This window comes from Paenibacillus sp. VT-400 (genome assembly GCF_001029205.1).
In the GTDB taxonomy this organism is placed as follows: domain Bacteria; phylum Bacillota; class Bacilli; order Paenibacillales; family Paenibacillaceae; genus Paenibacillus; species Paenibacillus amylolyticus.
On sequence record NZ_LELF01000067.1, the window covers coordinates 2,816,274 to 2,832,328 of the forward strand.

13 protein-coding genes are annotated in these 16,055 nt (G+C 44.0%); 11 read left to right on the top strand and 2 right to left on the bottom strand.

Annotation, left to right across the window (positions count from 1 at the left end):
- Positions 1-132: 132 nt before the first annotated feature.
- A complete protein-coding gene (locus tag EL84_RS22995) occupies positions 133-945 on the bottom strand; it encodes a hypothetical protein (RefSeq protein ID WP_047843259.1) in 813 nt (270 codons plus the stop codon).
- 207 nt (positions 946-1,152) lie between these two features.
- On the opposite strand from EL84_RS22995, the gene EL84_RS23000 reads away from it, so the two are divergent.
- From EL84_RS23000 to EL84_RS23030, 7 genes are all read left to right on the top strand, one after another.
- On the top strand, positions 1,153-2,148 hold the full coding sequence (locus tag EL84_RS23000) for a S8 family peptidase (protein ID WP_047843260.1): 996 nt from the start codon (positions 1,153-1,155) through the stop codon (positions 2,146-2,148).
- A gap of 63 nt (positions 2,149-2,211) precedes the next feature.
- Positions 2,212-3,123, top strand: coding sequence for a trypsin-like serine peptidase (locus tag EL84_RS23005; RefSeq protein ID WP_053061577.1), 912 nt, complete (start codon positions 2,212-2,214; stop codon positions 3,121-3,123).
- Positions 3,120-4,619, top strand: coding sequence for a S8 family serine peptidase (locus EL84_RS23010; RefSeq protein WP_047843261.1), 1,500 nt, complete (start codon positions 3,120-3,122; stop codon positions 4,617-4,619). The genes EL84_RS23005 and EL84_RS23010 overlap by 4 nt, the downstream gene beginning before the upstream one ends.
- A gap of 57 nt (positions 4,620-4,676) precedes the next feature.
- Entirely contained in the window at positions 4,677-5,912 is a 1,236-nt protein-coding gene (locus EL84_RS23015) for a histidine phosphatase family protein (protein ID WP_053061578.1), read from the top strand.
- Between the two features lie 498 nt (positions 5,913-6,410).
- Positions 6,411-8,801 carry a hypothetical protein gene (locus EL84_RS23020; RefSeq protein WP_235431583.1) on the top strand — a complete coding sequence of 797 codons (2,391 nt, stop codon included), beginning with the start codon at positions 6,411-6,413 and terminating at the stop codon, positions 8,799-8,801.
- Entirely contained in the window at positions 8,788-9,843 is a 1,056-nt protein-coding gene (locus EL84_RS23025; RefSeq protein ID WP_235431584.1) for an NAD(P)/FAD-dependent oxidoreductase, read from the top strand. The genes EL84_RS23020 and EL84_RS23025 overlap by 14 nt, the downstream gene beginning before the upstream one ends.
- A 49-nt stretch (positions 9,844-9,892) precedes the next feature.
- Positions 9,893-10,798: a DNA/RNA non-specific endonuclease gene (locus EL84_RS23030; RefSeq protein ID WP_047843264.1), complete on the top strand. Its 906-nt coding sequence runs from the start codon at positions 9,893-9,895 to the stop codon at positions 10,796-10,798.
- Positions 10,799-11,342: 544 nt separating this feature from the next.
- On the opposite strand, the gene EL84_RS23035 is transcribed toward EL84_RS23030, so the two are convergent.
- A complete protein-coding gene (locus EL84_RS23035) occupies positions 11,343-11,816 on the bottom strand; it encodes a MerR family transcriptional regulator (RefSeq protein ID WP_053061579.1) in 474 nt (157 codons plus the stop codon).
- A gap of 180 nt (positions 11,817-11,996) precedes the next feature.
- Between EL84_RS23035 and EL84_RS23040 the strand changes: the two genes are divergently transcribed.
- The 4 genes from EL84_RS23040 to EL84_RS23055 all read left to right on the top strand — a co-directional run bounded on the left by EL84_RS23040 (position 11,997) and on the right by EL84_RS23055 (position 15,960).
- Positions 11,997-12,839: an SDR family oxidoreductase gene (locus tag EL84_RS23040; RefSeq protein WP_047843265.1), complete on the top strand. Its 843-nt coding sequence runs from the start codon at positions 11,997-11,999 to the stop codon at positions 12,837-12,839.
- A gap of 57 nt (positions 12,840-12,896) precedes the next feature.
- Positions 12,897-13,622, top strand: coding sequence for an SDR family oxidoreductase (locus EL84_RS23045; protein WP_047843266.1), 726 nt, complete (start codon positions 12,897-12,899; stop codon positions 13,620-13,622).
- Between the two features lie 234 nt (positions 13,623-13,856).
- Positions 13,857-14,693: an oxidoreductase gene (locus tag EL84_RS23050; RefSeq protein ID WP_047843267.1), complete on the top strand. Its 837-nt coding sequence runs from the start codon at positions 13,857-13,859 to the stop codon at positions 14,691-14,693.
- 130 nt (positions 14,694-14,823) lie between these two features.
- Entirely contained in the window at positions 14,824-15,960 is a 1,137-nt protein-coding gene (locus EL84_RS23055; protein WP_047843268.1) for an NADH-dependent flavin oxidoreductase, read from the top strand.
- Positions 15,961-16,055 lie beyond the last annotated feature (95 nt).

The window sequence follows — 16,055 nt, forward strand, 5'->3', positions numbered from 1 at the left end:
GGCCCTTTAGAACAAGATAAAGGGTCTTGGGGTTATTTACATAAAATAAAACAGCTTAATGATGGGGATGTTTCTACAATGCCGGAGTCTTCAGAACAGGTTCATCTGATTTACTGATCCAAGTGTGAATTATCAGCCCATGACCGGCTCCGGTGCGGGCGTGGCTACGCCCGGATACATTTGACGCATGAAGTTTTTATCCGTTTCCGACAGGGTGGTGTTGAACGGCGTACCTCTTCCGTCGCAGGTCAATTTACCCGGGAAAGGATACAGCATGATTGATTTGGGGTCAAATGCAGTGAAGTTTGTATTTAAGGGGTTTTCTTTATTCAATACATTGTGTCTTGTTGTCTCCTCGTCCCAGCCGCTTCTACGGAAATGCTCCAGAACAGCTTGTTCGTTCCAGCAGATACCAGACGATGGACTCTGGTGCTCATGAATACATCCCAGGGCATGGCCGAATTCATGCATGACGGTTCTTTCGAACTCCGACTCCTCGGTATCCTGGTCAAACCAGCCGAAATTCATGGTTGCCCCAGTATTGAATAACAGCGCATCCGTCCCTACGGCCGAGTAGGCCTTCTCTTTGTCGAGAAAGGTAATCCGGATCTCAGTCACCAGGTGATCGCCGAAATCAAAGGTGATATTTGCATACTTTTCCCATTCCTTGGCCCAACGGACGACCTTGGCCTGAATCGCAGGCTCTCCGTCCAGAAAGCGGACGCGTAGCGTTCTACCGTTTCGCCACAGTTTTCGGACCACAAGGGCAATCTCAGGACCGACTTCATTGCGGGCGGTCATGTTCTCCAAGTCGTCGGCTTCAAGTTCAAGCGAGCCGGCATTATCTGCCCGTTCTTTTATTGCGATGGACACCGCTTCGTTGTTTTTGTCAGCAGGGGGTTTCAAGATGACACAAATCTTCAATGCGTTCTGCGGTTCGGTCATTGACGTTACTCCTTTTCGTAATGAGTATTTTTTAACCAAACTATATTATGAACCAAGGATCACCCAGTATCCGGATTAACTTTTGGAAAATTGGCAATGCACTGCAGTGGCTTAACACGTTAACAAAAAAAGGAGTGGATGATATGAAAAGATGCTCAAATAATAACCACGCAGCTAAAAGCTGAAATTTGTTACAAGAGGTGAATCATGTCAACGTTAGTAGACAATGCAGATGACGTACAGCTGCCTCCGTTCGAAACGGTAAGTGTGCAGCAGCATGTGAAAGAAATCCCGAAAGGCGTGCAGATGATCCAGGCCCCGCAATACTGGGAACAAGGAAATTATGGGAAGGGAGTTATGATCGCAGTCCTGGATACCGGCTGTGATGCCGAACATCCCGATTTACGCGAGCGGATTATGGGCGGTAAGAACTTCACCGATGATGACGATGGAATTCCTCGCGTGTACAAGGACTACAACGGACATGGAACGCATGTGGCCGGGATTATCGCTGCGACGAAGAATGGGGACGGCGTGGTAGGCATTGCTCCCGAAGCGGGGCTGCTGATTCTGAAAGTTCTCAACCGTCAAGGGCGTGGAAGACCGGAATGGATTGCCCAGGCGATTCATTATGCGATTGACCAAAATGTACAGATCATCTCGATGTCATTGTCTTTTGCAACTGACCACAAAGGGATTCATGATGCCGTTAAGCGTGCAGTGGACAACGATATTATAGTCGTGTGTGCAGCCGGAAATACGGGAAAAGAAGAGTTTCGTTATCCGGCCGGGTTCAATGAATCGACTTCAGTGGGGGCCATTAATTTCAACTCTGATTCGGCACCATTCCTGACGATGAACAATGAAATTGATCTGCTAGCTCCGGGTGTGGAGATCAAATCGACGTTTCCGCTGGAGCTGGCGGAGGATAAAACCATCCCCTACAAAATTCTTTCCGGCACTTCGATGGCTGCCCCGCATGTAGCCGGGGCATTGGCGCTGCTGATCAATAGCTGCCAAAGTGCGGAACAGTTTAACCGTCAGTTAACCGAGCCGGAGCTTTACGCCCAATTGACGAAGCGGACGATCCCGCTGGGAAGGCCTAAATCCGTTGAAGGCAACGGTCTGTTGTATCTTACCGCCGACAAGCTGCTGGAGGAACATTTACGGCAACACCCGGTCAATGTCAGTGAATATGCCTAATCTAGAAGAGCAAAAATGCCGGATAATTAGAATATGTACAAATAGTCGTAAGGAGTGATTTAGATGGCTGATACATTGCATAATATGGTGAACGGTAAAGGAGAAGTTGTAGTCGCCCCTGCCAATACAGCGGCTGATTCGGCGCAGACCGAAGCTTTTCAAGGAACAGGTACCCTCTCCAATCGGGGGACAGCGGAAACAGATATCAAAGACAAACACCTTCCATCCATTGAGTCGTTGCTATTTGTGAATAAAGAGGAAGTCTGCCAGCTTGATGACAGGCTTAGAGTAATGGATACGGCGAAATTCTCCTGGTCCGCGGTCTGCCGGTTAATTATTACACTGGATGATGGACGTGAGGGCGTTGGAACGGGGTGGCTATGTGGTCCGGGTACTGTGATTACTGCGGGGCATTGTGTATTTGACAGCGAAACTAGAAAATGGCATAAATCGATAGTTGTCATTCCGGGTAAAGATGAAAGACGCGAACCTTATGGACGTTTCACGGTTACTACCGAGCATTTCTGGTCCGTCAACGGCTGGGTTCAAGAAGGGAATCAGGAGTATGACTACGGGGCAATCATTCTAAATTCTACCATAGGCAACAACACTGGCTATTTTGGCTTCAGGTATGATCCTAATGACACTATCAATCAAAAGCCTATATTGAATACAGGCTATCCTTCCGATAAAAACGGCACACAGTGGTACATGAAGGGGATTGTCGATAACGTGCAGGCGCAAAAAGTATATTACAAACTGGACACAATGGAAGGTAACAGCGGAGGTCCGGTATGTCTAGGCGAGACTAATCAAGTCATTTGTATTCACGCTTACGGCGGTTGTGCAGCCACCGGCAGCAACTCCGGTACCCGGATTAACCGTGATGTATACGCCAATGTGCTGAAATGGAAGGAAGCTGGCGCATCTCCGCAAGCATCCGCAGAATCCGAACACGAAATGGTAAAGGTATGAGTCGGGCATCGGCGGCTGGGCACAAGCCTGAGAACAGGCGCGAGCTGATTGTTATATCAGACCCCGGTGCATTAAATCCTCCAGAGAGCTCCTTGATTCAGCCGCTGCCTACAGTCCACACGCTATTGTCGGAATTGTCTGCGGAGATGGGAGAATCCTTTCAACTGCTTCCTTTATTTGCACGGGAACAGGAAGCTGAAGCTGAGACTGTTGAAATGACCGCTGAGATGGCCGAGGCCAGAGCAGGATTGCACATCTTCTACAGGGTCGACGCTCCCGATGATAAATTGGATCAGATCGCCAAGAAATTACGTCAAGACAGCCGAATTCAAGGTGCTTATGTGCGGCCTGAACCGGAAATTCCCCACCCAGTTGCTTTGGAAGCGGAGAAGGAAGTATCCCCCTTGCCGTCAGCTACTCCGGATTTCGGCGAACGGCAAGGTTATTTAAATGCGGCACCGACAGGGATTGATGCGTATTATGCCTGGACCCTGCCCGGCGGTTATGGTAACAGAGTGCGGATCATTGATCTTGAAACCGGATGGAACTTTTCACATGAGGATTTGCAGGTCAATGAGCAAGGTATCATTGGTACGGAGAATGACTATAACGATCACGGAACTGCCGTGCTTGGGGTGATGGGCGGGGATCACGATGCCAAAGGGATTAAAGGGATTTGCCCCGAAGCGCGCATAGCGGGCATCGCCTGGAATGAAAGCTGCGCGTCCGCAGGTGACAGCCCTGACGTGCTGCTGGATTCCATCCGGATTTGCGCCCCGGAAGCGATACGCAAAGCGGCCGATCAATTGCGGACCGGCGATATTTTGCTGCTGGAAATGCATGTCCCCGGTCCGCACTATAATTATGTCTGGCGTCCCGATCAACGGGGATACATTGCCATTGAATGGTACCCCGATATGTTGGCTGCGATAAAATATGCTGTTGCTAAAGGGATTCTTGTTGTGGAGGCGGCGGGGAACGGCGGCGAAAATCTGGATGCTCCGATCTACGATCAGCCCAAAGATGGTTTTCCTCCCAACTGGAGCAATCCCTTCCGCAGACAAGGAAGGGATTCCGGAGCCATTCTTGTCGGAGCAGGCGCTCCCCCGAAAGGAACCCATGGACGAAATCACGGTCCCGCACGATCCAGACTGGACTTCTCCAATTATGGATCGGCGATTGACGCGCAAGGTTGGGGAAGGGAAGTGACAACTACCGGTTATGGCGATCTATCACGGGGCAGCGGCGAGAATTCGTGGTATACCGACCAGTTCAGCGGTACCTCCAGCGCATCTCCAATTGTTGTCGGGGCTCTGGCATGCTTGCAGAGTATTCATCTGACCCGCGGTGGAAGGCAACTGCCCTACGCAATAGTGCGGGAGATGCTGCGCACAACGGGCAGTCCGCAGCAGGACGCGCCAGGCAGACCTGCCAGCCAACGGATTGGCAATCTACCCGATTTGAGGGCACTGATCTCGCGTTTGAACGGTTTTTAGGGAACAAATTTACCGACATGTGGATTTTGTGAACATATGAAAGGAGTGGGTTTTGCATTGAGTAATGTAGACACGCAGTATGAAATCAAGTTTCTGCTCGATGCCAACCAGGTGCTTACGGATGAGCATACATTGCGCACAGAGCTTGTGCATTTAGATCAATCGGAGGGGCAACAGATCGATATCCGTTTCATAGATACGCCAGAACAGGATTTCTTCCGCGATAATTGGATATTACGTGCCCGGCTGAAACCGAATAAAGATCAATGGGAAATCACCTATAAGAAGAGGTTTAACTTTTCTGAGGGTCAAGATCTGCAGCAGGTAATGGATCATGCAAAGGAGCTTGGATTTGATCTTGAGGACCCCACCTGCAAACAAGAGGTTGATTGGAGCGGAGCTGACCTTACGTTTGATCTTTCCTATGAAGTAAAAGCAAAGATCGTCCAAGAGGATAACTTGGATGAGTGGAGAGGCATTCTGAATGAAAATGCCCCGCCAATGCTGAAGACTCAAAAATGGGGAGAACGCGACTTTAGCGCCATTTTGACAGAAACCAGGGTGTTAGGCCCAATAACTGCTCTAAAGTATAAGGGGCAAAAGGATGGATTTCAAGAGAGTGTGGAGATCTGGACGGTGGCCGGCAATTCCATCGTGGAGATATCGACAGAGGCGACAGGATTAGAGGCGGCCGAGAGCAGCCACCGGACAATGGAGAGTCTGCTGGCCCAGCAGAACTTGCTCCCAATCCAGCATAAAACTTCAAAAACTGGATGGGCTATGGATATGCTTCAGCATCCGGCGAAAAGAGAGGATCCCTTTTCGCTGTTGCTTCAGGGTGGCTTTAATCTGTACTTTCGCCATGCCCGGCCTGTTGGGGGCAATGGTGATGAAGACCCTTTAAGCGAGTTGGGGAAAACACAGGCGCGGCAGTTAGGGGAAATTTTGAGGAATAAAAAAATCCCGTTGCAAATACCGGTTTTTTCCAGTCCGGTTATACGTGCGCTGCAGACGGCTGTCTTGGCTTTTCCGAATGAGGGTGAGGTGAAAACTGATGAACGCCTGCCCAGGGTAGATGAATTACAGCAAGTGCTGGAGATGAAGCCGGCGCTCGGAACCAATCAGGTTTTGGTTGCGCACTATCACACGTTCAAGAATCAGCTCCAGGAGTTTCTGGATCATCTAGCTTTGGTCATCCTCCAACCCCTAGGAACAGAGCAAGGATATCGGATCATCCGACAACTGGATATCTTGCAAGCATCGCTTGTGAAGTATGGTAGCGGGAGTTATTGAACCTGCTGCCTTCAATGACAACCATTGAATAGGGGAGTGAAAAAGGGACGGCAAATTCGCCGTCCTTTTCACATGTAGACACTTCCTATGCAGCAAGTATTCCAGTCAAGGATGCCGCTTTCTGGCATAAACTTGATTGCAAATTGTTCCATTCAAATTCGCCTTTATTAGCGGCTTTGGATGGAAAATCGGTACTAGTTCTCTCTTCTACGCGGACAGAACATGTTCCGATTTAAATGTTTCTTTCCAAATTCTCCTTATTGATGGATTCTGAAATAGTTTTATCCGTTAAATGGCGTATATCTAATTCGTTAATGGAGAGGCAATGGAATAACAAAAGAAGGTTATCCTAAATCGATCGTTGTAAATTATTTGTTATTCCATAGGTCCAAGTGTTTTAATTTGGAATTAATTGTTTTATTAGGATGAAAAGAGAATTTCTTGTCGAAATTACGCCCATACTGAAAGTAAGTCATACAAACAAATGAAAGGATGTATATGATGGTTTTATTAACAAAACAGGTCGAACAAATATGTAAACGGCTTGCTCCGCACGGGTGGAGAGATTTACTTCTGATACATGGAGTAGATATCACTGCACCGGATTTGCAGGGAGAGCTGAGTAAAGAATTAAAGATTGATCGTACGATAAAAGGTTTTGAAGATTTCTCAATTGAAGGAAATCGGGGTATTGAACCTGGCTACCCAGCTAGAAGCTTGCTTTATCACGCCTTAGCTTCACCGAATGTCAATCTGGGGCTTAATGGTTTACCACTGTCTGTATTTCCAACGTTAGCTGAGCTTGATGTCGTCGAGAATTATGTTTATGGCATCAAGCCACCATGCTTATCTGAACTGCACCAGCGTGCAGGTGGAGATCTAGCCATTGTAGTGTTTTCGACGGAATATCGCCCTTCACCAGAAACAGTTCATCGAAAACATGCTGATGTTTGTTTCTCACGCACTGGGGTAGCACGAGTTGGGACGAAGGAGCCCCTTTACAACCCCGAAACCCGAGGGTTTCTTCCCTTTTTTGAAGGCGATGATTTTGCATTTAGAGTCCTACCCGCGCGGTACTCAGCTTACTTAGCAGTCCAAAAAAAAGGGGATTCAGGGAATTTTGGACCAATGAGTATCGCTGAGGTTGCAGAAGAGGATAAAGATAGAATGTTTTGGGTACCTATTCACAAGATTTTTACCGGTTCGGAATGTTTAAAAGACGATAAAGGTAATCCATTGAAGTTAACTTTAGAGCTTAAGGCGACTCTTGTTAACGAGAAAATTCGTCGTATACATCAGGTTTTAAATGATAAAGAATATGTGGGTGAAAGAACTTATGATACCGGCTGGAAAGAACCAGATATTCATGAGCCGCCGTTTTATTTCACTGAGGGAATAGCTGCATGGTCCGGTAATCCTGATTTTGGACCTCACGTGCTTGTCCCTGATGTACATCCAGCACTTATTGAAAAAGCAGAATATAACAATAAGTTACTGACCTTCATTGTTCCTGAAAGCAGTGATTTAGAGGAAGGGACTATTTCAGGTTTAGATATTCGGCCCTTTTCCTCAAGTTTACAATTTCGTTTCTATAAAGAGCAGCAGAGCCTTGAGGAAACAAAGAATGTTATTTTCGGAAGACCAGTGCCTGAATATGTACATGTACGTCATGAACTCTTAGACAATGGAAGCCCACAGAACCTCAACAATATGACAGTGGAAGAGATGATAAAAAAGGTAAGGAGAGGAGGCTACCAAGCCATTCATTATAAAGACTATACAGGGGATGGATGGATAGAAGCAGTCTGTCCAGAAATAACGGATATACAATATTACCCTGCCTATTCTATGGTAACAGCCCCAGACTTCTTCCCGAACTGTGACCAGAGAGAGCTAATGGAATGGTACGAGAAGGAAGTGAATGAAACTATAAAAATTTATGTTTGGGAAAACAAAGATGACTTGCCTTACACGCTATCTGATATAAGATACCCTGTAAATATAAAATTAACTAATGAAGGGTCATCAGTGTTTAGTCTAAACGATGACACGACAACGGCGATCGTATCGACATTGTATGAGCAAATTCCAGATGAAACAACGTTACGTGTCCCTTTTACAACGAGACATTCCTATTTGCCGGATGCGGCTTCTGGAGTTTTCGCACCAGGTTGGGACGTAAGCTACGATCTCAGCAAGGAAGGACAAGAATTTATTGCGGGTTATGGTCTAGGAAGTCCATTCCCTGAAGATGCCAAGCTGTGTGCAGCCTTGAGTACATTTTGGCCCGCAGTTGCCCCGGATGCCGCAAGGACGTTTGAAACAACATATCCTACGGTATGCCCGTTAACCGATGAGGAGCTTGGCATTGTGGAGGGTTTACCTTGGGATGGTGTTCCAGGTCCAATCTTAGATCAAACCAAAGGTGAAGTGGAGTACAATCGTTTATCTCATGCAGACTATGTTGAAAATGCTTTGAACAATAAATTCACTTTGTCTCTTACCGGAAAAATAGATGTTACGGAGTATAAGCAAAGGCTTTTAACGATGGCTTATGTTTATAAAGCGTTAGGATTGGCTCCAAGCCCAAACCCTGAAAATAGCTTAAATAGACAAAAAAGTGAATGGAGAGTTTTATCTTTTCAAGTAGTTGCAGGTCATAATGAAGAGCTGAAAAGAGCCCAGTTGCAAACGAGAACTGAATTTGCAGGTAATATCTATCGATTTGATGTGTATAAGTCAGGAGATGCTATTACACAAAGTAATAGTAAAAAGATCCGATTAACAATCAAAGAAAGAGTCATCCTATTTGTAAGTGGGCCGAATATTTTACTTCGTTACGTAACATGTGAAGATGAAGTGTGGACATATAAGAATGGGAATGAATGAAAAGTACGATGTCATTGTTATTGGATGTGGACCAGCTGGGGCAGCAACTGCAATCACTTGCGCAAGTAAGGGACTCAAAGTTGCCATGATCGATGGGGAGTCTTTCCCACGACAAAAACCGGGAGAAACATTACATCCAGGTATTGAGCCTGTATTGCACCGTTTAGGTGTTGCACAGATCGTCCACCAAGCAGGTTTTTTACGTCATAAGGGACACTGGATTACATGGGAGCAAGATCGTCAATTTGTCCCGTTTGGTGCTGATGAAACAGGTGTTTGGTATGGATACCAGGCACGACGTGCCGAATTTGATTCCATTTTGCTCGAGCGTGCGATGTCTTTGGGCGTAGAGGTTTATCTTCGGCATCGTGCGCTGAGACCGATTATACAAAATAATCGTGTGGTAGGCGTCGTTACAGCAGGAGGTCAATTGATGTCCTCGTTTCTAATCGATGGTACTGGGCGTCAGCACTGGTTAGCAAAAAAGTTGCAATTACCAATGGATACGTATTCACCTCAACTTATTGCACGATATGGGTATGTACAAGGAGAATGCCATCTCCATGATGATGAACCTGCTATTGTTGCCGATCATGAAGGATGGACATGGACAGCAAAGATTGGAGCTGGCATGTACCAGTGGACACGCCTATCTTTCAACAATGTTCCACTGAAAAAAGGGTGGCTTCCAAAAGAATATCAGGAATTAACTCCAATAGGCAAAACTCTCGGAGCAGATATGACTTGGAGAGCAGCTCGACAACCTGCTGGTCCAGGCTACTATTTAGTTGGTGATGCTGCTTCTGTGCTGGATCCTGCCTCATCACACGGTGTCTTAAAAGCAATCATGTCAGGTATGATGGTGGGTCATTTGATTGACAAAGTAAACATGACTGGTTGTAAAGAGCATCTTGGGAGTGAGGAGTATTGTAAATGGATAAGGAAGTGGTTTCAACATGATGTAAAAAAATTAAAGGAGCTCTATGTGCTATTACCGATCAATCGTTCAAAGGGATGGTTAGAAACTGATACTTCTGTCTAAGACGACAATAAAGCGCGTTTTGTGATGATGAGAAAGAGGTGTACACGAGATGGGATTAAATGAAGGGTTTAATGAGACTTTTCTGGGGGAGCAATACCCCATTCCTTTTCCTCAGTTAAGGGAAGATATTGTTCAGATAGCAGTAGAGGAAGGAAAAATATTTCCTTTCACTCATTTTTCAATCGTTATGAATAAGGACAGGAAATTTGCAATTTACGGAGCAAACAATACGGATCTAGAACAAGATTTGCGAATTGACAGATGTAATGACTGGCATTTTGATGAACGAATCGGTGAGGGAAATCAAGTAGGAGACTGGCTTTACGCCGGAGGCCAAGTAGATTTATGGGATCGAGGTCATCTAGTCAGAAGAAACGATGTAGGCTGGGGAGAAGACGTAGAGGGTAATGATGCAGATTGTGATTCCTTTTGCTTTGCGAATATCGTGCCCCAACATAAGAAATTTCACGCTACAAAATGGGGGGACATTGAGAGGTGGATAATTGAAAGAACAGAAAGTAAAAACAAAAAGCTTTCTATTTTCACAGGACCAATATATACAGAGAGTGATCGAGAATATTGTGGATTTAGAAAACCCCTAGGCTGTGGAATTAAAATACCGGCTGGTTTCTGGAAAGTCGCATTTTATATTGGAACCGATGATAAACTACATTCCACCGCTTTCAAAATATTACAAGATGACTATTGGAGAAATGAGGGGGAATTCCATACTTCAAGCTCATTCGGGTTTCTAGAAAGAATGGAAACCTTAACGATGTATCAAGTTTCCTTAACAGCGATTACAGAAGTTACAGGTATTGTATTTGAAGAACACCTATACGAGACCAATCCACTATTATTTAACTCGAATACATTTACGGAGAGCTTGAATATAGTTACACCAGAAATGCACGTTATTCGATCTCGATCAGATCTAATATTGGATCGGACCTAGTGAGTGAGGGGAGCAAAATTTAAAATTTGCTCCCTTAGTTAGTTTGGTTCAAAGGGGGGTGTAGAATGACATAAAGTTCCCTACCAGACTGGAATTTGACATAAAGTTCCCTACTACCCTGGAAAAGAGAAGCTATATGGTCAAATCTTTTTGTTTATTCGTAACAAATATCTAAATTCGATACAGATACTTGTCCCGGTTGCCAAATTGATGACTATCTAAACAATATTAATACTTAGGGGTAGTGATTGATTATCTGTAACAGGTGTCGCGGAAGACCCTTTTAGTAGACAAGAGAAAAAAAGACTTTTGTTAAGATGGTAGATCTGTAGCTAGTCCTTTTAAAAGGTTTGGCTTATCACATTAAACATATCAGATTTTCATAAAAACACGTTAGTAATGAATTAAAACAACTCCATTCGCTGTAATTGGCGATTGGAGTTGTTTTATATTGATAACCAATGATCATAAAAGTTAATTCAGCAATTTCATCGATAAAAGTTTGACTTCGAGTACACACGAAGTATTAAACTAACTACTATCGTCAGTTTTGAACTTTGACGGCCCGTTGAATTTGTTGAGATTCTGCACCACAATCGGGACCATGAACAGGATTCCATGTATCATCCGCTTGACCCATCGATACGTTTTGATAATAAGCTTTCTTTTTCTTAATGTGCATTAATTGAATGTTGTACTCATGAATTTTCTTCTCAAGTGCTTCTTCCTGCTGTGCGATCAATTCTGCCCGTTGTGGAATGGTCTCATCTCCTTGGAGGCACATATCAATGTAATGCTTTACTTCTGATATTGGCAATCCAGAGATTCGCAAAGAATGAACCATACGTAGCCAGTCCAGATCATGTTCAGAAAATAATCGAATGTTTCGTTCGTTTCTTGAAGTGAATGGAATTAAATGCTGATCATCGTAATATCGAATCGTGTGTTTTGTAAGACCGGTCATTTCAGATACATCTTTAACAGTGTATTTAGGTTCGTGAGTAGTCTGATCTAACAAAATAAATCCCCCTTAGGTGTTGACTTCGAGTTACTCGAATATACTATGATGGCATTGTAACAGTGTTCGCGGTAATCCTCAAGTAGTGATTTCCACGATGATGCCTGTTTATCCAAGAGGAGCTTTTAAAATCAAAACATCAGCCACTTCATCATAAGGCTAAGAAAGGAATGATAACCGATGAGAAAAAATAAAGTTTGGTTTGTAACTGGTGCATCGAAGGGACTGGGTCTAGCCACAGTCAAGAAATTGTTGGAACAGGGGTATAAAGTAACGGCTACATCAAGGTCTATTGAGGATTTGCAACAGGCAGTAGGCAAACATGACAACTTTCTACCGCTCGAAATGGATTTGTTGAATGAAACGGCAATCCAAGAGGCTGTAGAAGTTACAGTTAACAAATTCGGAAGTCTGGATATCATTTTTAACAACGCAGGGTATGGTCAAGTTGGTATTTTTGAAGAAATATCTGATGAACTGGCCCGCAAAAACTTTGATGTCAATGTATTCGGTACTTTTAATGTAATTCGCAATGTACTTCCACAATTAAGAAAGCAAAAATATGGTCATATCTTTAATACTTCCTCAATCGGAGGCTATGTTGGTTTTCCCGTAAGCACAATTTATAATGCTGCAAAATTCGCGGTCGATGGTTTGACTGAAGCCTTGACACATGAATTAACACCGCTAGGTATTCATGTAACATCATTAAAACCAGGTGGTTTTCGTACTAACTTTTTGTCATCCGGTTCATTGGTATGGGAAGATTCGAGTCCCTCTGAGGATTATGACGAACTTCGTCAAAAATCAAAAACAAATTTATGTAAAAATGATCATAATCAAGGCGGAGATCCGGATAAGTTTGCAGATCTGTTGATCCAAATGAGTCAAGTTGAACATCCACCTTTGCATCTATTTGTCGGGGAAGATGCTTATAAACTTGCTGAAAATAAAATCGATCATATTCAAAAAGAAATGAAAGTATGGAAAAACCCGGCTACCTCTACAGGATTTGACGAATAAAGTGAACATAAATCCTACAAAATCAGGACATTTTCTAACTCGAGAGGAGATCACATCATGCAGGATAAAGTAATCATCATTACGGGAGCAAGCAGTGGTATTGGAAAGGCAACGGCAAAATTACTAGCCCAAAAGGGAGCTAAAATTGTAGCAGGAGCTCGAAGAAAGGAAAACCTGGAGGAGCTTGTGACTTCTATTCAAGCAACGGGTGGTACTGCTACGTTTCAGGTTACCGACGTGACTCAACGTGGTGATGTGGAGAATTTGGTTCAGCATGCCGTTGATATGTATGGCAAAGTAGATGTGATCATCAACAACGCCGGTGTAATGCCATTGTCAACAATGGACAAGCTGAAAGTGGATGAGTGGGAAAAGATGATCAGTGTCAACATCAATGGGGTGCTTTATGGAATAGCTGCTGCCCTACCTGTGATGCAAAAGCAAGGGTATGGTCATATCATCAATACATCTTCTACGGCAGGACATGTGGTCGAACCTACCGCTGCCGTCTATGCGGGTACGAAATTTGCAGTTAGAGCAATTTCAGAAGGACTGCGGAAAGAATCCGGCGGTAAAATCAAAGTAACCGTCATAAGCCCTGGGGTAACAGAAACAGAACTGGGTCAGGATATCACCGATGAGACTAGCGCGGCAGGATTAAAAGAAATTCGTAAGACTGCTCTACCTGCTGAGGTTATCGCAGACGCTATCGCTTATGCCATTGATCAACCGAGTTATGTTGATGTAAGTGAAGTGCTTGTACGAGAACTGGGAAGAATTTAATCAGATTAGACTCAGGAGAGGAAACACCAAAAATCTGTTCCAAAACCGTTGCTGAAAAAACTAATTTTTATAATGCACAATGTGGCAAATGAAAATGAATGGTTACAGCTAGTGGAAGTATCACACACAGGCAAGTACCCTTTCTTGATGGTCAACAACTGGATATTGATGGAGGATATACAACTCGTTAAACGATAAAACTGTCAGATAAATTAAGTAGATGGAGGTCGTCCAATGAGAAGAGTTTGGTTTGTAACTGGAGCTACACGAGGTATGGGAGCTGAAATTGCTAAAGTAGCCTTGGCAGCTGGAGAGCAGGTTGTCGCTACAGGACGGAAAAAGGATGCGGTTATCCATGCACTAGGTAATGCTGAGAACTTGCTTCCACTTGCTTTAGACGTTACGGATGAGAATCAAATTAAAGTCGCTGTAAAGACAGCAATCGATCGTTTTGGGCGCATCGATGTGCTAGTTAACAATGCAGGCTATGGTCATCTAGGTGTATTCGAAGAGAGTACAATGGAAGAGATACAGGCACAATACGATACCAATGTATTTGGGTTAATGGCCATGACTCACGAAGTGATTCCTTATATGCGAAAACAACGCAGTGGGCGCATATTAAATATTTCTTCTGTGGCTGGTTTAAAGGGAGTGTTCGGTGGTTCCATATATAATTCCAGCAAATTCGCGGTAGAAGGCTTTTCGCAGGCAATTGCGGAGGAATTTGCTCATTTTAATGTAAAAGTGACAGCTGTTTCACCTGGATTCTTCAGAACCGATTTCTTGGACACTTCCTCGGCTAAATACACGGACCAAGGCATTACCGAGTATGCGAAACCTCTAGCAGAATTCCGCGAATTCCATGACAATCGTAATCATCAACAGGCAGGGGATCCTGTAAAACTTGCACAAGTAATCCTTAAACTTTCACAAATAGAGAATCCCCCAGTTTCCTTTATTGCTGGGTCGGATGGGTTAACGTGGGCTGATACCGTCGTTAAGAATCAAATAGAACAGATTGAGCTATGGAAAGACCTATCCGTTAGCACGGATGGAACCTGGGACTAAACAAAATGGATAGGGAGTAAGTATTGCATTCCATAAAATATACGTCATATTACAACGGGTTTTCGCATTTGTTTGATGAGATAAAAAAACATCTCAACTAAGAAATTTAACACCTAAGGAGTTTTAAGTCATGAAAGAAAAGTATAGCAAACTGTTTGAAAATTTTACGCTCAAAGATGGAATCACGCTTAAGAATCGATTGGTTATGGCTCCGATGACAACTTGGTCCAGTAACGAGGATGCGACAATATCAGATGCTGAAGCTGATTATTATCGTGAGCGGGTCAAAGGAGTTGGCTTGGTCATCACGGGATGTACTCACGTAGCAGTCAACGGTCTTGGATTTAGTGGTGAGTTTGCATCGTATGACGATCAGTTTATCCCAAGCTTAAAAAAATTGGCGGATGCAGCTAAAAGTGGTGGTGCACCAGCTATTCTTCAAATTTTCCATGCAGGTAATAAGGCCATACCTGAATTGATACCGAATGCAGATGTCGTGAGTTCAAGTGCGTTGAAAACAGAAACGACAGCATTTATGGAAGGACATGTTCAACCTAGAGAATTACCTCATGAAGAGATTTTGGAGATTATTGAAGCCTTTGGTGAGGCGACAAGAAGAGCGATCGAAGTGGGTTTTGATGGTGTAGAAATACATGGAGCACACGGATTCCTAATTCAAAATTTCTTTTCTCCATTCTTTAACCAACGTACAGACATATGGGGTGGATCTCTTGAGAACAGAATGAGATTCCCGCTTGCTATTGTTGAGAAAATTAATCAAGTGATCAAACAACATGCATCTAAACCTTTTGTACTTGGATTTCGCATATCTCCGGAAGAATCTCAGGAAGGTGGATTACGTATTCAGGATACGTATGCATTAATTGATCGTCTTATAGATGAGAAAGTAGACTACTTGCATGCATCATTAAGCAACGTCTTGAGTTCCAAACCAATGGGGAGTCAGGATGAGGATACGATTGCACAAGCTATTGTAACACACGTAAATGGGAGAGTCCCTGTTCTAGCAGCAGGATTCCTGAGAACTCCGGATGATGTAGCTAAGGCGCTTGATATGGGATTGCCATTGCCGGTTATTGGACAAGCATTGGTTATGAATCCCAACTGGGTAGAGTTGGTACAAAATGGTCGTGAAGATGAGATTGATGTGGAACTTAAAGTTTCTAAAGTGGAACAAATTCGTTTGCCAGAAAAGATGTGGACTGCCATTAAGGGCACTCCAAGCTGGTTTGCAATCTCAGAATGATATCAAAGATGAATTAAGACTTGACTTCGTGTTACACGAATACAATACAATGCCAGAAGAAGCAGGTCCTAGGAGCTCTTCTTTTGGCTCAATAA